The organism is Bradyrhizobium sp. Leaf396 (assembly GCF_001424605.1).
Taxonomy (GTDB): domain Bacteria; phylum Pseudomonadota; class Alphaproteobacteria; order Rhizobiales; family Xanthobacteraceae; genus Bradyrhizobium; species Bradyrhizobium japonicum_C.
Genome location: NZ_LMQJ01000064.1, coordinates 302,230 through 319,926, shown reverse-complemented (window position 1 = coordinate 319,926; position 17,697 = coordinate 302,230). Strand labels below are relative to the sequence as shown.

The following is a 17,697-nucleotide window of genomic DNA, read 5'->3' as shown; positions in this document are numbered from 1 at the left end:
GGCTCACGGAGAGCAATCCGCCCTGCCCCTGACCTCTCGTGCACGACGCTGCCGCGTCCACCGCAAGCCCGGCTCGCGAACATGACGACCACACGATCGCCCCTCAAGGACGAGCCGGGATGAGCCACACATACGCCGTTTCCGAATTTCGGTAAAGCGGAATCTTTTTGCGCGCGGATTGACAGAGGGCGACACAGGCACGCCGCGGCCCCGGTGGAGCGCCGGCGTATTCCGGGCAAGCTCAAGATGCCGGGCGAACCGCCCCGAACTGCGGTTCGCTCCCTACGGGCCAGGAAACGACCGCTCAGGCCGACATCGCACTCTTGCGGCTGAACGGATCGACCAGGCGGACGACCTCGCAGACCGCGACGAGGCCGGCAAGCCAGACCGCGCTGGTCAGCCCGAGGCGTGCCACGATGTCCGCCGTGAAGGCGGCCTCTCCACCCAGGAACGGCGTCGCGGCGAAGAGCGCAAGCTCGTAGGTCGCATAGGCCGCAAACAGCGCAATCGCGAGCATCAGGGCCGCACGGCCCTGCGGCAGTGTGCGCAGCACGGCCGACGCTGCCGCCGTGGACAACAGCGCCGCCGCGCCGATCACAAAGCCCCAGGCGATGCCGTTGCCATCGACCGGATAATGCAGCACGCCGAAGCCGATGGTCTGGTTCACGAGCCAGGCGCCGGTCACGACGAGAAGCGCCGGACGCAGCGGCAGCATCGCGGCCGCCAAGACGGCGAACGCTGCGAAGGGCGTCGCGCAGGCGAACGCCAAGCTTGCGAGCGCGCATGAAACCGTCAACAGCGCAAAGCCGAACATAGGCGCAAGACGCGGCGCCACCGGATGGAGGCGGAAACGGTCAGTGTCGGATGAGAAAATACTGAAAACCATGAGTGATCTCCTTCTTGTCCAATTCTAGATTGATTTGCGGGCACATGACAGCCCCGTGGGATCAAAACGTCGCACCGGCCTTGAGCAGGTAACTGCGACCGGGCAGCGGGTAGGCGTTGAAGCGTCCGTCCGTGAAGGTGCTTGCGATGGCGTAGTCGTAATAGAGCGCGTTCAACACATTGTTGACGCTGAACGACCAGAAGTAGCGCTCATATTGACCACTGACCTTGAGGTCGATCGTGCCATTGGCCGGAATTGGCTTCTGCGTTCCCGCCTGATCGTTGTCCATGCGGCGCTCGCTCCAGAAGCGTGCGGTGGCATCGAGCACCAGATAGTTCTGCCAGATGTTCCAGGTAACGCCTGCACTGGCGGTGTAACGCGAGACCAGCGGCACGTCGTTGCCCGCCCAGATGCCTTCGCGGAAGACAGCTCGTGTGTAGGCCATGCCGGAACGCAAAAGCAGGGCGTCGCTGATGCGATAGGAGATACTGGTCTCCGAGCCGTAACGGCGGGTCGGATCGAGATTGGTGTTATAGAACAGGACCGGATTGAAATGGATCTCGTTGGTGAGGTCCATCAGGTAGAGACTGCTCTGCATCTGCAAGCCACCCCCTCTGATGCGCAGCCCGCCCTCGATGTCCTGCGAGGTCTGGGTCTTGAGCTGGAACGTTTGCGGCAGCGGGTTGAAGAACGGATCGAATGAAGGACCCGACGATACCCGCTCGTCAACGTCAGGGGTGCGGAAGGCGCGCGCAGCGCGGCCAAACAGCGCGACGGTGTCGCTGACGCGATGCTCGGCACCGAGGTGCAGCGCATACTGAGTTTCATCGCTCCGCAGCGGAAGCGCGCCGATATCGGCATTGAACGGAGCCGCCGGGTCGAAATTGTCACGGGCCGTGAGATGGATGCTCTGCACCCGCGCGCCATAGGAGACGTCGGTTGTAGGCGTTACACCCAATGTGTGCTGGACATACCCGGCAACCGTGCGCTGTCTGAGATCGTAATTGTGCCAGGCAGCGAGACCCTGACCTGCCCCGCGGTTCTGCCGAAAGCTCGCATCGTAATAGTCGACTCCGGTCAACAGCTGCGACGGCATTCCGCCCAGCAGGCTCTTCACGCTGAGACGCGGCGTGATCGACCATGTCGCGAGTTCAGCATCGACATAGGTCGACGTGAATAAAGCTGGGACCGGCGTCGGGCTCGAGAAAAACGCGCTCTGCTGCTTCTTGTCACGCATGCCGCCGTCAACGATAAGATCGACGCCGTTCACCAGGGTCTTCGTGAATCCCGCCGTCGCGCCAAAGCCCTGCTGGTTGGCGTAGTTGAATGGCGTGCTGGTGCCTCGACGGTTCGTCGCGAGCTCGTCGAGGCCGATCGAAGGATCGACGAGGCGGCCACCCGGCAGCCGCAGCGCCTGATTGTCGCCGGTGACGGTCAGAAAGGCGGTCAGGCCAGGCGTCGTGTAGTTCAAATTGCCGACGCCGTTCTCCTGGACGTAACGATTGTTGTCTCGGTAGCCATCGGACCTGGCGGCATTGCCGTAGAACGAGGTCGACCAGGGACCAGAAGTGAGCGCGGTCGAGACGTTGCCAAGCCGGGTGTTGAACGAGCCGAAACCGGCCTCGATGCGCGCGGTCGCCGGTGGGCCGCCGACGCCGTTCTTGGTGACGATGTTGATGACACCGCCGACCGCATTGTCCCCGTAGAGCACCGCTCCGGAATTGCCGCGCGTGATCTCGATGCGCTCGATGGCATTGAGTGGGATGGTGGCGAGATCCACCTGCGCCATGTCGATATCATTCAGCCGCCGTCCGTTGACCAGCACCAGCGTATTCGCCGTAGCGAAGGAGCCGAAGCCGCGCAGGTCGACGCTGGTCTTGGCACCGATCGGGCCACCATAGAACGTTGTGATCTGGGCACCTGGCACTTGTGCCGCGATGATTTCGGCCAGATTCTGCGTGGGCGCGTGCGCGACGTCCGCGGCCGTGACGACGGTCGTGGCCGCGCCGACGATGCCGCCATCGTTGTCGGCCTCACTGCCCGGGCCGGCCGAGTTGGTCCCCGCCGGCGCCCCGGTCGGCGTCGCCCGGCGCCGCCCCCTATCGCCTTCGCCGGTTACCCTCGCACGCGTACGGTTCTGATCGTCAGAGTTGGTCACCTCGACCGGCGGCAGTTGCTCGGCGGCAAGCTGCTCGGCGTTGGCGATGGAGAGATTGAGCGAATGAAAGGAAAAGGCCGCAACGATGCCGGCGCAGCAGCGCCTGGCGGCAGTGACGAAACAGGACACAATTCTAGCCTCGGAAGACGTCAGTGGCACGTCACAGCGAACGAGGCTTTACGGCGGAGCGATCGATTGCTCCGGTGAAGCTGATGTCCGTACTCCCCGACCGACATCTTCGCGTGTGACCACGGCTGACGGCAGGTCTCCTGGCTCGCGGGTCGTCACCTCTGCATCGCCTTCCCAGGACCGAGATTCCCAGTGGCATAGGACGAGAGATTCACCGCTTACAGTTGCGGGGGCAGCCGTGGCGTTGAGAAGATCCCGGCGTTGGGAAGACCTCGCACCACATTCCCTTTTGATCTCCGAAAGGAGAACCGTCGGCAGCCAATCTACGGGGCGCAGAAGCCGGGAGTCAATCGATCGGCAGCTGCTACGCGACGATTGCTCGGCATCGACGATTCAGGTCCGCCCCCGTAAACGCTGGGCCCGGGCCCAGGCGACAGCGACGTCGCGTGGCGGATCATCGACGCGCTTGATGGGCATCAACTCGCCGGAGGCGGATACGATCGCTGTTTCCTCGCGCCGGCAGCGCGTGCAGACAAAGCGGACCTCGTTTGGAGACGCCGACCAACTCGACCGCTTGACGTTGGCCGCCATCGGCCAAGCATCGCAGTGCGAGCACGACACCAGAAATCGGCCGGGATCGAGCATACCCATTCCATTGAGCTCCGCGTCTGCCCGCCTCTATCAATGATTGATCCAGGTGAATCGTTCCGGTGCCTAGGCACCAGCCCCTGTGACCTCAGGCCGGAATCGCGAACTCGCGGCTCTCCAAACGGTTCAGCGCGCCCCTTTGAGGGTGCAGGAGGTCGTGCAGGTGACCGTGGTCCCGCGGTCGCACGCTCTGCAGGCATTGACGCACTGGCTCAAGTCGCGTGGATTGTAGCTGTAGTTTCGCATCGGACAGGCTGGCGTCGTCGAGCCGGTGATGTCCTGCTCCTGATCGCAGGCCACCGTCATGAGCGCGATAATGATCACGGCAACGAGGCGCATGGGGTTGCCCTGTCAAGCATGACAAATGACACTCACGAGACACGCTGCAATGCAACGAACCCCGGCCTTACCACCACGAGCCATCACCGGTCAGCGGCAGCTCGCTTGCCTTGAGGATGCGCGCCAAATGTTAAGAACGGATTGCTGCCGGCCTCAGGCCGCAGCCGTGGTGGCGATCGCCCGCCGGATGTCGAGCGCCAGCTGGCGATACTGCTCCCCGAGTTTCAGATAAAACTCGCGCTTGCTGCTGTCGGTCGCAAGCTTGGCGATCAGCTCGCATTCGGCGGTGAGCGTCTCGAACCGTTCCAGCCTGTCCGTAAGATGTGTCATCGGCGTATCCCCGTCAGACGCCTCAGGGGCAACAAACCTAATCCCGGGAAATAGGTCACAGCGAACATCGTTATCGGGTAGCATCAATTTTTTCGCGGCAGACTATTTCTGGTCCAGCCGCCAAGCGCCGTCCCAACCGGCATCGGGCGGATTGGCTGCGAACTGGGCGATGCGGCCGAGCATCGTGCGCGAGGGCCCGTCACCGGGGATCGCCTCGAGCGCCGCGTTGAAGGCCGCACGGGCGTCGTCGAAGCGCCGGGCACGATAGGCAGCGAGGCCTTCGGCATAGTGCGTGCGCAGACCCGCCTGCGCATCGGTGAGTGCGCCGGCCCTGCCCATCACTTCGAAGATCGCCTGGGGCGCGCTCTGGCCCGCCACCGCCAGACGGTCGATCTCGCGCAGTTCAAGGCGCGCGCCGATGGCATCCGCCGTGCCCTGCGCGATCAGGATGCGGGTGCCGTAGACTTTGTTGACGACCTCCAGCCGCGAAGCGAGGTTCACGGCGTCGCCCATGACGGTAAAACTCATCATGAGCTCGGAGCCGATGCTGCCGGTGAGAACCTCACCGGTGGCAATGCCGATGCGCAGGTCGCACAGTGCCGGCATGGCGCGGATGCCAAGCAAATCGGGCAATTGCTTTTGGAGCGCAGGCACCTGGTCGGCCATCTCGATCGCAGCAAGCGCGGCAAGCAGCGCCGCCTCATCCTCCTCGATGAAGGGCGGCCCCCAATACGCCATGATGGCGTCGCCGATATACTTGTCGATGACTCCGCGATTGCTCCTGATCGGGCCGGACATCACAGTGAAATAGTGATTCATTACCTTGACGAGGCCGCGCGGCGTCATGCCTTCGCTCATCGAGGTGAAGCCGCTCATGTCGCAGAACATGATGGTCATCACCCGGCGCTCGCCGTCGATCGCGACCTCCGGCCGGTCGATCAGGCCCTGCACCACCTTGGGGTCGATGTAGCGGCCGAACGTCTCGCGGATGCGCTCGTTGTGCCTGAGCTGCTCGATCATGCGGTTGAAGGCCGCGGCGAGCTCGCCGATCTCGTCCTGCGTGGAGACGGTGATGGGCTTGTCGAACCGGCCTGCCTCGACCTCGCGGGTGCCGGCCAGCAGCAGCCGCACCGGGCGAGTGATGCCGCTTGACACCAACAGCGCGAAGGCAAATCCGACGATCGCCGCGAGCAATGTCACGACACCCGAAACGATGATGGCCTGGTGCTGGCGGCCGATCACTTGTGACGTCGAGAAGAAGACCTGCGTCAGCATGTCGGCGCGGATCGTGTCGATCTTCCGGTTGAACTGATCGCGCAGCACGTCGATGTGCTCCAGCGTGCCGCGGGCCTCGGACATCTGCTTCGCCTCGACCTGCTTGATGAGCTTGGTATGGTCCTCGCTCAGGTCGCGGCGCAGCTCGCTGACGGCGGTCTCGATGCGGCTATCGATCCGCCCCAGTGCGGCGTTGTCGGAATACGTCCTGGGATCATCGATGATCGCGTTGATCAGTTTGCGCGCGGCCTCCGCCTCCTCCTCGATCTTGCGGTCCGACGCCTCGAAGTCGCGAAGGCGCGCCGCGTAGGCCTCCTCATCCGAGGGCGCCTCCATCCGGGTCATGACCATCCGCCGTAGCGCCAGCCCCCGCTCCAGCGAGCGGCTGTTGGCGCGCGCCAGATGGCTATAGGCCGGGATGTATCGATTGGTGAGCTCGTCCAGGAGGACGCCGACCTGGCTCGACATCGCCATCGACAGGATCGACGTGAACAGCATCAGGACGATCAATCCGAGGGCGATACCGACGATCTTGCGCCGGATCGACTGGTTGAAAATCGGCATAGGTGCGCAGGCAAAGGCTGAAGGAAGGAACGATGGAACTCCATACACCTGACTGGCCACTGGAACACGCGTAATCTGCGCCCTGCAGTCGCCCCAGGTCGGGTCTGCCGTCGAGGGAGTCCTCATCGTTAACAAAGGTTAAAGCGCGACCTTTTCGCCCTTGCGCAAGTTCCGCTTATCACAACCGCATTTTGCCGCATTGTTGCGACAGCGTGAGGAATGCGACACGATGATGTCGCGCCGTCCGGTGCTTTGATTCTCAAGCCGCATGCCATCGCGGACCTTGGTTTGTAGTGGTTTCGCAGGGGGACCATCCAATGAACCAGTGCCTACGCTCGCTCGCGTGCGTCGTTGCCGTGGCCGCGATGGCCTTCGTTCCCGCCGAGCTCTCGGCCAAGAGCAGCCACAAACCGTCCGCGCCGAAGAAGACGCATGAGGCCAAAGCCGGCAAGCACGGCCATGCCTCTGCCGGCAAGGCAAGGCGCGGCAAGCACTCCGAGGCGAAACGGAAGCCAAAGAAGACGGCCGACGAGCCCCCGGGCAAGCCGGTACTGCCGCCGCTGACCGGCGACCTCGCTGCACTGAAGGACGCCATCGATCTCGCGCGCAAGGGCAGGACCGATGACGCCAGCGCGGCGCGGGACCGTATCGCGGACCCTGCCGGACAGAAGCTCGCCGACTGGTTCATGCTGCGTCATTCCGACAGCACGGCGAGTTTCAAGCGCTACGCAGCCTTCCTCGCCGCCAATCCAGACTGGCCGAGCCGCACGCTTCTGCGCCGGCGCGCCGAGGCGCGGCTGTGGCAGGAGAAGAGCGACGCCGCCACCGTGCACAAATTCACGTTGGACCGGCCAATCAGCGCCAAGGGCAAGTTTGCGCTCGCTCGCGTACTGCTCGCCGGGGGCGAGACCGACAGGGCGGCGCGGCTCGTACGCGAGGCCTGGCGCGCTGAGGAATTGTCCGAGCGCAGCGAGGAGGATTCCTACGCGACGTTCCGCGACCTTCTGTCCGCCGACGATCACCGCGCGCGCATGGACAAGCGCCTCGGCGCCAAGGATTACGCAGGCGCGAGGCGCGCGGCCAAACGGCTCGGCGAGGACGCGCTCGCGATCGTGAAGGCCTGCGCCGCCGTCACCGGCAAAGCGAGCAAGGCCAAGGATTATCTCGAGGAGGTTCCGGCCGGCGAGCGGCACGATCTCGGCTACGTGCTGTGCCGAGCGCAATGGCATCTTCAGAACGACCGCATCGACGACGCGGCCGAGGTGATCCTCGCTGCCAAGCCCGACATGATGGCCGCGCAGGACACCGATGCCTGGTGGCGCGAGCGCCGCATGCTGGCGCGCAAGCTGCTCGACCAGGGCAAGGCCAGGACCGCCTACGAGGTGGTGCACACGGCCGCGGTGCCCGAAAAGGAAGTCTATCGCGTCGACTATCACTTCATGTGCGGCTGGATCGCACTACGCTATCTCCACGATCCCAAGACGGCGATGGCGCATTTTGCATCGATCGACGCCGGGTCGACCAATCCGATCGCGCTGTCGCGGGCACATTACTGGCGCGGCCGCGCGGCAGAAGCCATGGGGGCGATGGCAGATGCGCGCATGAGCTATCGGGCGGCGGCGCGCTATCACACCGCCTATTACGGCCAGCTCGCCCGCGCCAAGCTCGGCCTCGAAGGCATCGAATTGCGACCGCCCGCACCCCTGCTGGCCGCCGCCGATACACACGTCGCGGACGAGCGCGTGCGCGCCGCCGACATGCTCTACGCCCTCGGCGAGCGCGACATGGTGTTCTACTACGCTCGGGATTTCGCCAAGGAGAGCACCGACGTCGCGGCGCTCGAAGCACTCGGCGAGCTCGCCGGCCGGCACAACCATGCGCGCGTGATGCTCGAGGTCGGAAAGACGGCGCTGGCGCGCGGGCTCGCGCTCGATCATTATGCGTTCCCGACCATCGGCATTCCCGAGCACAAGCAGGTCGCGCCCGCGATCGAGACGAGCGTGATCTATTCGGTGGCGCGGACCGAAAGCTCTTTCGAGCAGCGAGACAAGTCGCACGCCAATGCGGTCGGGCTGATGCAGGTGACACCGGAAGCCGCGCGCGACACCGCAAAACGCTTCGGCCTTAAATACGACTGGGACAAGATGGTCTCCGATCCCGTCTACAACACGCAGATGGGCGCCGCCGAGCTCAGCGCGCTGCTCTCGGAATATCGCGGCAACCAGATCATGACCTTCGCCGGTTACAATGCCGGCCGCGGCCGCGTGCGCGAATGGGTGCAGAAGCGCGGCGATCCCCGGGACCCCAACGTCGATCCGGTCGACTGGGTCGAGCGCATCCCGCTGTCGGAAACGCGCAACTACGTCCAGCGCGTGATCGAGAACGTGCTGGTCTACCGCGCAAGGTTCGAGGGCAGCAGCATGGTCGCCGGCAAGAGCGACCAGCGGGTGGTGACCAAGGACGCGGCCGCGGCAACTCCGGTGGCATCTACGGACGCGGACTAGGTTGGGTTCATAGGGTGGATTGACCGAAGGCGTGATCCACCTCTTCCCCGGCGGCAAAGAAGGTGGAGAACTACGCTTGGCTGATCCACCCTACGCACCTGCGATCAGTCCACCTTGATGTTCGCGGCCTTGATCATCGGCCACCATTTGGCGATCTCGGCCTTCTGACGCATGCCTAGCGCTTCGGGCGTGAGTTGATCCTTCGGTGTCATCTCCAGGCCCTGGCTTTCGAGCTGCTTCCTCACGGCGGGATCGTTCAGCGCCTCGACGGCCGCGGCGTTGAGCTTGGCCACGATTTCCTTCGGCGTGCCCTTCGGAACCCACATCCCCGACCACAGCGTCATGTTGAAGCCCTTCAAGCCGGCCTCGTCCGCCGTCGGGATCTCCGGCGCCGATGCCAGGCGCTTGTCGTCGGTGATGGCGTAGGCACGAATGGTGCCGGCGCGGACCTGACCGATGGAGTTGGAGGTCTGGTCGACCATCAGGTCGATCTGTCCGGCGATGAGATCGTTCAGCGCCGGCGCGGTGCCGCGATACGGCACGTATTGCAGCTTGATGCCGGAAACGTTCTCGAGATAGACGCCGGCGATGTGGCTGCCGGAGCCGGCGCCGGCGGTGCCTGCGGTCGGGGGCGACGGCCGCGATTTCAACCACGCCAACAGCTCCTTCAGCGAGGTCGCGGGCACCGAATTCTTGGTGACCAGGATCATCGGATTGCTCGGCAGCAGCACCACGGGCTCGAGGTCGGCGACGAGATCGAACTTGAGCTTGTAGACGGCACCGTTGGCGACGTGGGTGCCGAGATGGCCGAAGGAAATGGTGTAGCCGTCCGGCGGCGACTGCACGGCGCGGCCGACGCCGATCGAGCCGCCTGCACCGGTGACGTTCTCGATCACCACGGGCTGGCCGAGCGGCACTCTCATGCGCTCGGCAAGCACCCGCGCCATGGCATCGGACGGCCCGCCGGCCGCGAAAGGCACGATGATGGTGATGGGACGGGTGGGATAGTCATCGGCGCGCGCGGCGCCGGTCACAACGAGAATAGCAATCAGCGCAGCCCAGACGGCCTTCGTCATTGTTCTCTCCCCAGCGAAATCTTTGTTTTTGGCCCTCTGCCCGCGTACGGGAAGAGGGATCATTCGTAGCCTATCGCGCCGCTAGAACTGCGCGTAATCGATCGGCTTGTGGCGGTCGAGCGCGCGGGTGACCGGCGGCAGCGGGTACTTCAGGCCAGTCGCGCAGTTGAACAGCATCACGCGGTCACCCTTCGAGACGCGGCCGTCGGCGAGGCTCTGCTTGTAGGCGGCGTAGGTCGCGGCGCCCTCAGGGCACAACAACAGCCCCTCCTCACGCGCAACCTCGTTCAGCGCAGAGGAGATCTTGTCATCGTCGACGGCGATCGCGAAGCCCTTGCTTTCGCGCACAGCACGCAAGATCAGGAAATCGCCGATTGCCTGCGGCACGCGGATACCCGACGCAATGGTCTGGGCGTCTTCCCATCGTGTGGCGTGCTCCGTGCCAGCCTCGTAAGCGCGCACCATCGGCGCGCAGCCGGAGGCCTGCACCGCAACCATGCGCGGGCGCTTGCTTCCGATGAAGCCGATCTTCTCGAGCTCGTCGAACGCCTTCCACATGCCGATCAGGCCGGTACCGCCGCCGGTCGGATAGAAGATCACGTCAGGCACGTCCCAGCCGAGCTGCTCGGCGAGCTCGAGACCCATCGTCTTCTTCCCTTCGATGCGGTACGGCTCCTTCAGCGTCGAGGTGTCGAACCAGCCGACCTTTGCCTTGCCCTCGCCAACGATCTTGCCGCAATCGTCGATATAGCCGTTGACGCGGTAGACGGTCGCGCCCTGCAGCTCGATCTCGCTGACGTTCACTTCCGGCGTGTCGGCCGGACAGAAGATCGTTGTCTTGATGCCGCAGTTCGTCGCATAGGCCGCCAGCGCCGCGCCGGCATTACCGTTGGTCGGCATCGCCATGTGCTTGATGCCGAGCGCCTTGCCCATCGACACCGCCATGACGAGGCCGCGTGCCTTGAATGAGCCGGTCGGCAGCCGCCCCTCGTCCTTGACGATGATCTCGCCGCCGCCCAGCTTTGCGCCGAGCTTCGGCAGCCGGATCAGCGGTGTGGTCACCTCGCCGAGCGAGACGATGTCCCTGCATTTGCGCACCGGCAGCAGCTCACGGTAGCGCCACATGTCGCCGGGACGCTGGCTGAGCGCATCCTTGGTCAGCGCCTGCTTCACGCCGGCGAGGTCGTAGCGCACGAGCAGCGGCTTGCCGGCCTTGGAGAGGTTGTGGACCTGGTCGGCGGCGTAGTGATCGCCTTCCATCGCGCATTCGAGATGGGTGACGAAGGTCGGGCGTTCGATGGTCAGGTTGTCGTTGTCTTTCATCCGTGGGCTCTTTCTTCTTGCTTATTGAAGCAGCTATTTCCTCTCGTCATTGCAAGGAGCTCTTGCGACGAAGCAATTGCTTCGCTTCGCTCGCAATGACGACGGCGGGCGGCGTGCTCGCCGTCAAACATTCAACACCCTTCCATACGCATCCAGCACGGCTTCCTTCATCATCTCCGAGAGCGTCGGATGCGGGAACACCGTGTGCATCAGCTCTTCTTCCGTCGTCTCCAGATTCATGGCGACGACGTAACCCTGGATCAGCTCGGTGACCTCGGCGCCGACCATGTGGGCGCCGAGCAGCTGGCCGGTCTTCTTGTCGAAGATGACCTTGACCAGGCCCTGGTCCTCGCCGAGCGCGATGGCCTTGCCGTTGCCGACGAAGGGAAAGCGGCCGACGCGGGTCTCGCGGCCGCTCTCCTTGGCCTTGGCTTCGGTGAGGCCCACCGATGCGACCTGTGGATGGCAGTAGGTGCAGCCCGGGATCATGTTCTTGTCCATGGGATGCGGGTTGAGGCCCTTGATGGCCTCGACACAGATCACGCCTTCATGTTCGGCCTTGTGCGCGAGCATCGGGGGGCCCGCGACGTCGCCAATGGCATAGATGCCGGGGACGTTGGTCCTGCCGTGGCCGTCGATCACGATGATGCCGCGGTCGGTCTTCACGCCGAGCTTTTCGAGACCGAGGTTCTCGATGTTCCCGGCGACGCCGACCGCCGAGATCACTCGCTCGAACTCGGAGGTAACGGGCTTGCCCTTGCCGTCATCGATGGTGGCGACGACGCTATCGGCCTTCTTCTCCAGCTTGGTCACTTTGGTCGAGGTCATGATCTTGATGCCCTGCTTCTCGAGCCGCTTGCGCGCAAGACCTGCGATCTCGGCATCCTCAACGGGCAGGATCTGCGGCAGCACCTCGACCACAGTGACGTCAGAGCCCATGGTATGGAAGAACGAGGCGAACTCGATGCCGATCGCGCCGGAGCCGACCACCAGCAGCGACTTCGGCATGCGCTCCGGCACCATCGCCTCGAAATAGGTCCAGATCAGCTTCTTGTCGGGCTCAAGCCCGGGCAGCACGCGCGGCCGCGCACCTGTCGCGACGATGATGTGCTTGGCCTGATAGGCACCCTCGCCCAACGCGCCCTTCGGCCCCTCGACGTCGGACTTCTTCACGGTGATCTTGCCCGGCGCGTCGATCATGGCGGCGCCCCAGATTACGCTCACCTTGTTCTTCTTCATCAGGAAGCCGACGCCCTCATTGAGGCGCTTGGAGACGCCGCGCGAGCGCTGCACCACCGCCTTCGGATCGAACGAGACCTTTTCCGCCGAGAGGCCGTAATCCCCGGCATGCTGCATGTAGTGGTAGATCTCCGCCGAACGCAGCAGCGCCTTGGTCGGGATGCAGCCCCAGTTCAGGCAGATGCCGCCCAGATAGGATTTTTCGACGATTGCGGTCTTGAGGCCGAGCTGCGCGGCACGGATCGCAGCAACGTAGCCGCCGGGACCTGAGCCGATGATGATGACGTCGAAGGATGTATCGGCCATGGCGGCTCCCGTTCAACTCAAGAGGCGCCGCGGGCGCGGCGCTTGACGACAACAAACCTGACCAGCCATTCGATGGTCCCAATAAGGACAAGAATGGCCAGCGCGCTCAACACGATGGGTTGAGCGATGTTCCGCGACAGCTGCTCTCCCGACAGGAAGGCGGACTGAAGAAAATCGAGCCCGACCGGGTTGAGCGCGACGCCAGCGCCGAGCAGCAGCGATATCCATGGCCAGCGCGTCCGGGCATGCAAGATCACCCCCTCTGCCGCCGCGTCAGACCATCATCATGACGGGATTTTCGATCAGCTGCTTGAATGCGCCGATCAGCTCGGCGCCGAGGGCGCCGTCGATGGCGCGGTGATCGCAGGACAAGGTCACGCTCATCATGTGCGCGATCTCGATCTTGCCGCCGCGCACCACGGGGCGCTCCTCGCTGGTGCCGACGGCAAGGATCGTCGCATGCGGCGGATTGATCACGGCCGTGAAGTGATTGATGCCGTACATGCCGAGATTGGAGACGGCCGTTGTGCCACCCTGGTATTCCTCGGGCTTCAACTTGCGGGAACGTGCGCGCGCGGCGAAATCCTTCATCTCGTTGGAGATGGTCGAGAGCGTCTTGGTCTCCGCCTTGCGGATGATCGGAGTGATCAGGCCGCCCGGCATCGCCACGGCAACACCGACGTCGGAATGGTGGTGCTTGACCATGCCGCTTTCGGTCCAGCTGACGTTGCAGTTCGGGATCTTCTGCAGCGCGACCGCCATCGCCTTGATGACGAAGTCGTTGACGGAGATCTTGTAGAGCGGCTTCTTCTCCTTGTCCTTCGGCGCGGCGGCGTTGATCTCCTCGCGCGCGGCGAGCAGCTTGCCGATGTCGCAGTCGATGGTGAGATAGAAGTGCGGGACGTTCTGGATCGATGCGGTCAGGCGCTGCGCAATCGTGCGGCGCATGCCGTCATGCGGGATGATGTCGTAGGAGCCGGGCTCGAACAGCGACAGGATCTGCTTGTCCGACATGGTCGGCGCGATCGAGGGCGCGCCTGACGGCGCTGCAGCCGGTGCTTTCAGGCCCTTGCCGGACTTGGCCTGCTCGACGTCGCGGGCGACGACGCGGCCGTGTGGACCAGAACCGGCGATCATCGCAACATCGATGCCTGCTTCCTTCGCAAGGCGTCGCGCCAGGGGCGACGAGAACACGCGACCGCCGTGGCCATTGGCCTGTGCGGCCGGAGCCGCAGCCTGCGGCGCAGCTGTCGCGGCGCTCGGAGCCGCCCTGGGCGCCGCCGGCGCAGGAGCAGGCGCAGCAGCAGGAGGCACAGCGGGCTTGTCTGCCGTCTTTTCAGCAGCTTTCGGGGGCGCGGCCGACGCGCTGGGCTTGGCGCTACCCGCAGCCTTCACGTCCTCGCCTTCGCCCGCGAGCACGGCAATCACATCGTTGACCGGAACATCCTGCGTTCCCTCGGGCACCAGGATCTTCGCAATGGTGCCCTCGTCGATGGCCTCGACCTCCATGGTCGCCTTATCGGTCTCGATCTCGGCGATGACGTCGCCGGATTTGACCTTGTCGCCTTCCTTCTTCAGCCACTTGGCGAGGTTGCCCTTCTCCATCGTCGGCGACAGAGCGGGCATCAGGATGTTGATGGGCATGCTGACCTCACGAAGAACTTCTCAAAACGTCGCCTCCGACAGCGAAGACGACCAGACCAGGTTTAGTTGCCGATGTCGCCCTGCCACAGGCGCTCATTGGCAGCGATGGAACGCCAATTCTTCATCATGGTGATGGAGCGGTCATCGGCGAGGTCGATCCAGGGGATCCCGAACTTGTCGAGGATGTCCTTGGATCCCTCGAAGGTGACGGATTCCCCGATCACGACCAGCCTGACCTTGAACAGCGCGAGCGCGCCGGCGCACATCGAGCATGGCGACAGCGTGGTGTACATGACGGTGTCGTGGAACGAGATCGCGCCCGCTTCGCGCAGGCAGCTCATCTCGCCGTGCAGAATGGGATTGTTCTCCTGCACGCGATTGTTGTGGCCGCGCGCGATGATCTTGTTGTCGCGCGTCAGCACGGCACCGATCGGCAGACCGCCCTGCGCGATCGAAGCTTCCGCCTCGCGGATCGCTTCCAGCATGAAATCGTAGTGATAGGATTCGATAGCCATTCGTCAGTGCCCCTTGCCGCGCGGCGTCGTCGTGCCCGTGTCGGTGGGACGCTCGATCTCGGCCTGGAACATCTCGAGGATCCGGTTCAGCGCGTCCTCCTCGGTATATTCGCTCTCGCGCGCATAGGCGCGCGCGGCGTGACGGGCGAGATCGACCAGCAGGAGGCCCCACATGTCGGGCTCCTCGAAGGCGCGCTGGAACGCCATCGACAGCCCGCCGTCCAGCACGAACACGCGCAGGATCTCGACCGCGTCGTCGCGGGTCATGACATCGGGCGGCAGTGGCTGCTCCTTCGGGCCCGCCATGGTCTACCTGTAACAGACGGCTTTGGCGGCCTCGACGACTTCCGCCGCCGAGGGCAGAGCAAGCTTCTCCAGGTTTGCGGCATAGGGCATGGGCACGTCCTTGCCGGAGACGCGGGTCACCGGCGCGTCCAGGTAATCGAAGGCGTTCTCCATGATGCGCGCGGCGATCTCGGCGCCGACGCCACTCTGGGCCCAGCCTTCTTCCACCGTGACCGCGCGACCGGTCTTCTTGACGGAGTTGATGATGGTCTCGGTGTCCATCGGCCGCAGCGTGCGCAAATCGATCACCTCGGCCTCGATGCCGTCCTTGGCGAGCTCATCGGCGGCCTTGAGCGCATAGGTCATGCCATTCGACCAGGAAATAATGGTGACGTGGCTGCCCGACCGCACGATGCGCGCCTTGCCGATCGGGATGATGAAATCATCCAGCTTGGGCACTTCGCCGGTGTGACCGTAGAGCACCTCGTTCTCGAGGAAGATCACCGGATTGGGATCGCGGATCGCGGCCTTGAGCAGACCCTTGGCGTCGGCGGCCGAATACGGCGCGACGACCTTGAGGCCCGGAACGTGCGAGTACCAGGCCGAGTAATCCTGGCTGTGCTGGGCGGCGACGCGCGCAGCCGCACCGTTGGGACCGCGGAACACGATCGAGCAGCCCATCTGGCCGCCGGACATATAGAGCGTCTTGGCCGCCGAGTTGATGATCTGGTCGATCGCCTGCATGGCGAAGTTGAAGGTCATGAACTCGACGATCGGCTTCAGGCCGGCCATCGCGGCACCGACGCCGACGCCTGCAAAGCCGTGCTCGGTAATCGGAGTGTCGATCACGCGCTTGGCGCCGAACTCCTGGAGCAAGCCCTGCGTCACCTTGTAGGCGCCCTGATATTCGGCCACCTCTTCGCCCATCACGAAGACGTCGGCGTCCCGGCGCATCTCCTCGGCCATGGCGTCACGCAAGGCTTCGCGGATGGTCTGCGTCACCATCTCGGTGCCGGCAGGCACCTCCGGATCGGGCTCGGCGACGGCCTGCTGCGGCACGCCGGTCGGCGCCTTCGACTGCGGCATCTCCGGCTTGGCAGCAGCCGGCGGCGCGGACTCGGCGGCCTTCTCCTGCTTGGCGGGCGCAGGCGCCTTGGCAAGATCAGCCGCGCTTTCGCCGTCGGCCAGGATGGTGGCGATCGGCGTGTTGACGGCGACGTCGGCGGTGCCCTCAGGGATCAGGATCTTGCCGAGCGTGCCCTCATCGGTCGCCTCGACTTCCATCGTCGCCTTGTCCGTTTCGATCTCGGCGATCACATCGCCCGACTTGATCGTCTCGCCCTCTTTCTTCAGCCACTTGGCGAGGTTGCCCTTCTCCATCGTGGGCGACAGCGCGGGCATCAGCACTTGAATTGGCATATCGACTCCAAAGGAAAGCTTGCGCGCGTTCAGCGGTAAACGTCGGTCCAGAGCTCGGCTGCATCCGGCTCGGGATCATGCTGGGCGAAATCGGCGGCGGCGTTGACGACGTCACGCACCTCGGCGTCGATCGCCTTGAGATCCTGCTCGCTGACCTTCGCTGCGAGGAGGCGATTGCGCACCTGCTCGATCGGGTCCTGATCGTGGCGGACCTTCTCGACCTCCTCGCGCGTGCGATATTTTGCGGGGTCGGACATCGAGTGACCGCGATAGCGGTAGGTTTGCATCTCCAGGATGAACGGGCCCTTGCCCGCGCGGCACCAGGCCGCAGCCTCCTCGCCCGCCGCCTTGACGGCGCGCACGTCCATGCCGTCGATTTGCTTGCCGGGGATGTTGAAGGACACGCCGCGCTTGGAAAAATCCTGCTGCGCCGAGGCGCGCGAGACGGAGGTGCCCATGGCGTAGCGGTTGTTCTCGATGACGTAGATCACCGGCAGCTTCCAGAGCTCCGCCATGTTGAAGCTCTCATAGACCTGGCCCTGGTTGGCCGCGCCGTCGCCGAAATAGGTGACGCTGATATTGTCGTTGCCGCGATAGTGATTGGCGAAGGCAAGCCCGGTGCCGAGCGAGACCTGGGCGCCGACGATGCCGTGGCCGCCGTAGAAATGCTTCTCCTTGCTGAACATGTGCATGGAGCCGCCCTTGCCCTTGGAATAGCCGCCGCGGCGGCCCGTGAGCTCGGCCATGACGCCGTTGGCGTCCATGCCGGTGGCAAGCATGTGACCGTGATCGCGATAGCCGGTGATGACCTGATCGCCCTGTTTCAGGGCCATCTGCATGCCGACCACCACGGCCTCCTGGCCGATATAGAGATGGCAGAAGCCGCCGATCGCGCCCATGCCGTAGAGCTGCCCGGCCTTTTCCTCGAACCGCCGGATCAGGAGCATGTCGCGGAACGCCTTGAGCTCCTGCTCCCTGGTGAATTCCGGAGGCGAACCGCCGTCAGTCTTGTCCTGTGGAGTGCTTGCGGCGGCTTTCTTGGGTGCGGCCATAGGAA

General features: G+C 64.3%; 15 protein-coding genes and 1 riboswitch. Of the genes, 1 reads left to right on the top strand and 14 read right to left on the bottom strand.

What is annotated here, in order from left to right; genetic code table 11:
• Window positions 1–304: 304 nt before the first annotated feature.
• The 5 genes from ASG57_RS32805 to ASG57_RS32785 all read right to left on the bottom strand — a co-directional run bounded on the left by ASG57_RS32805 (window position 305) and on the right by ASG57_RS32785 (window position 6,329).
• A complete protein-coding gene (locus tag ASG57_RS32805; RefSeq protein WP_057198948.1) occupies window positions 305–886 on the bottom strand; it encodes a hypothetical protein in 582 nt (193 codons plus the stop codon).
• Window positions 887–947: 61 nt separating this feature from the next.
• Window positions 948–3,173 carry a TonB-dependent receptor gene (locus ASG57_RS32800; RefSeq protein ID WP_057198947.1) on the bottom strand — a complete coding sequence of 742 codons (2,226 nt, stop codon included), beginning with the start codon at window positions 3,171–3,173 and terminating at the stop codon, window positions 948–950.
• A gap of 113 nt (window positions 3,174–3,286) precedes the next feature.
• Window positions 3,287–3,501: riboswitch (cobalamin riboswitch) on the bottom strand.
• A gap of 446 nt (window positions 3,502–3,947) precedes the next feature.
• The gene (locus ASG57_RS32790; RefSeq protein WP_057198946.1) at window positions 3,948–4,160 is read right to left on the bottom strand and encodes a hypothetical protein; all 213 of its coding nucleotides are present in this window, start codon (window positions 4,158–4,160) and stop codon (window positions 3,948–3,950) included.
• A 153-nt stretch (window positions 4,161–4,313) separates the two neighbouring features.
• Window positions 4,314–4,490 carry a hypothetical protein gene (locus ASG57_RS38875; protein WP_196232397.1) on the bottom strand — a complete coding sequence of 59 codons (177 nt, stop codon included), beginning with the start codon at window positions 4,488–4,490 and terminating at the stop codon, window positions 4,314–4,316.
• 102 nt (window positions 4,491–4,592) lie between these two features.
• Entirely contained in the window at window positions 4,593–6,329 is a 1,737-nt protein-coding gene (locus tag ASG57_RS32785) for an adenylate/guanylate cyclase domain-containing protein (RefSeq protein WP_057198945.1), read from the bottom strand.
• A gap of 317 nt (window positions 6,330–6,646) precedes the next feature.
• Here ASG57_RS32785 and ASG57_RS32780 point away from each other — a divergent pair, with 317 nt between their 5' ends.
• Window positions 6,647–8,833, top strand: coding sequence for a lytic transglycosylase domain-containing protein (locus ASG57_RS32780; RefSeq protein ID WP_057198944.1), 2,187 nt, complete (start codon window positions 6,647–6,649; stop codon window positions 8,831–8,833).
• 104 nt (window positions 8,834–8,937) lie between these two features.
• Here ASG57_RS32780 and ASG57_RS32775 read toward each other — a convergent pair whose 3' ends face one another.
• The 9 genes from ASG57_RS32775 to pdhA form a co-directional block, all read right to left on the bottom strand.
• Window positions 8,938–9,909, bottom strand: a complete 972-nt coding sequence (locus ASG57_RS32775; RefSeq protein WP_057198943.1) for a tripartite tricarboxylate transporter substrate binding protein BugD — start codon at window positions 9,907–9,909, stop codon at window positions 8,938–8,940.
• Window positions 9,910–9,990: 81 nt separating this feature from the next.
• Complete coding sequence (locus tag ASG57_RS32770) at window positions 9,991–11,232, bottom strand: threonine synthase (protein WP_024341333.1); 1,242 nt, start codon at window positions 11,230–11,232, stop codon at window positions 9,991–9,993.
• A gap of 123 nt (window positions 11,233–11,355) precedes the next feature.
• Window positions 11,356–12,777: a dihydrolipoyl dehydrogenase gene (gene lpdA, locus ASG57_RS32765; protein WP_057198942.1), complete on the bottom strand. Its 1,422-nt coding sequence runs from the start codon at window positions 12,775–12,777 to the stop codon at window positions 11,356–11,358.
• Between the two features lie 17 nt (window positions 12,778–12,794).
• On the bottom strand, window positions 12,795–13,034 hold the full coding sequence (locus ASG57_RS32760) for a hypothetical protein (RefSeq protein ID WP_156402889.1): 240 nt from the start codon (window positions 13,032–13,034) through the stop codon (window positions 12,795–12,797).
• 16 nt (window positions 13,035–13,050) lie between these two features.
• Window positions 13,051–14,421 (bottom strand): pyruvate dehydrogenase complex dihydrolipoamide acetyltransferase, encoded by a 1,371-nt coding sequence (locus ASG57_RS32755; RefSeq protein WP_057198941.1) that lies wholly within the window; start codon window positions 14,419–14,421, stop codon window positions 13,051–13,053.
• 62 nt (window positions 14,422–14,483) lie between these two features.
• Window positions 14,484–14,936, bottom strand: coding sequence for a nucleoside deaminase (locus tag ASG57_RS32750; RefSeq protein WP_057198940.1), 453 nt, complete (start codon window positions 14,934–14,936; stop codon window positions 14,484–14,486).
• Between the two features lie 3 nt (window positions 14,937–14,939).
• Window positions 14,940–15,242 (bottom strand): DUF5076 domain-containing protein, encoded by a 303-nt coding sequence (locus ASG57_RS32745; RefSeq protein WP_018320291.1) that lies wholly within the window; start codon window positions 15,240–15,242, stop codon window positions 14,940–14,942.
• Between the two features lie 3 nt (window positions 15,243–15,245).
• Entirely contained in the window at window positions 15,246–16,640 is a 1,395-nt protein-coding gene (locus tag ASG57_RS32740) for a pyruvate dehydrogenase complex E1 component subunit beta (RefSeq protein WP_057198939.1), read from the bottom strand.
• A 29-nt stretch (window positions 16,641–16,669) separates the two neighbouring features.
• Window positions 16,670–17,692, bottom strand: a complete 1,023-nt coding sequence (gene pdhA / locus ASG57_RS32735) for a pyruvate dehydrogenase (acetyl-transferring) E1 component subunit alpha (RefSeq protein WP_024341327.1) — start codon at window positions 17,690–17,692, stop codon at window positions 16,670–16,672.
• Window positions 17,693–17,697 lie beyond the last annotated feature (5 nt).

What these genes read in the sequence shown, in the direction of transcription:
- ASG57_RS32805 (WP_057198948.1), bottom strand. Translation starts at nt 886, where the DNA reads ATGGTTTTCAGTATTTTCTCATCCGACACTGACCGTTTCCGCCTCCAT.
- ASG57_RS32790 (WP_057198946.1), bottom strand. Translation starts at nt 4,160, where the DNA reads ATGCGCCTCGTTGCCGTGATCATTATCGCGCTCATGACGGTGGCCTGC.
- ASG57_RS38875 (WP_196232397.1), bottom strand. Translation starts at nt 4,490, where the DNA reads ATGACACATCTTACGGACAGGCTGGAACGGTTCGAGACGCTCACCGCC.
- ASG57_RS32785 (WP_057198945.1), bottom strand. Translation starts at nt 6,329, where the DNA reads ATGCCGATTTTCAACCAGTCGATCCGGCGCAAGATCGTCGGTATCGCC.
- ASG57_RS32780 (WP_057198944.1), top strand. Translation starts at nt 6,647, where the DNA reads ATGAACCAGTGCCTACGCTCGCTCGCGTGCGTCGTTGCCGTGGCCGCG.
- ASG57_RS32775 (WP_057198943.1), bottom strand. Translation starts at nt 9,909, where the DNA reads ATGACGAAGGCCGTCTGGGCTGCGCTGATTGCTATTCTCGTTGTGACC.
- ASG57_RS32770 (WP_024341333.1), bottom strand. Translation starts at nt 11,232, where the DNA reads ATGAAAGACAACGACAACCTGACCATCGAACGCCCGACCTTCGTCACC.
- lpdA (WP_057198942.1), bottom strand. Translation starts at nt 12,777, where the DNA reads ATGGCCGATACATCCTTCGACGTCATCATCATCGGCTCAGGTCCCGGC.
- ASG57_RS32755 (WP_057198941.1), bottom strand. Translation starts at nt 14,421, where the DNA reads ATGCCCATCAACATCCTGATGCCCGCTCTGTCGCCGACGATGGAGAAG.
- ASG57_RS32750 (WP_057198940.1), bottom strand. Translation starts at nt 14,936, where the DNA reads ATGGCTATCGAATCCTATCACTACGATTTCATGCTGGAAGCGATCCGC.
- ASG57_RS32745 (WP_018320291.1), bottom strand. Translation starts at nt 15,242, where the DNA reads ATGGCGGGCCCGAAGGAGCAGCCACTGCCGCCCGATGTCATGACCCGC.
- ASG57_RS32740 (WP_057198939.1), bottom strand. Translation starts at nt 16,640, where the DNA reads ATGCCAATTCAAGTGCTGATGCCCGCGCTGTCGCCCACGATGGAGAAG.
- pdhA (WP_024341327.1), bottom strand. Translation starts at nt 17,692, where the DNA reads ATGGCCGCACCCAAGAAAGCCGCCGCAAGCACTCCACAGGACAAGACT.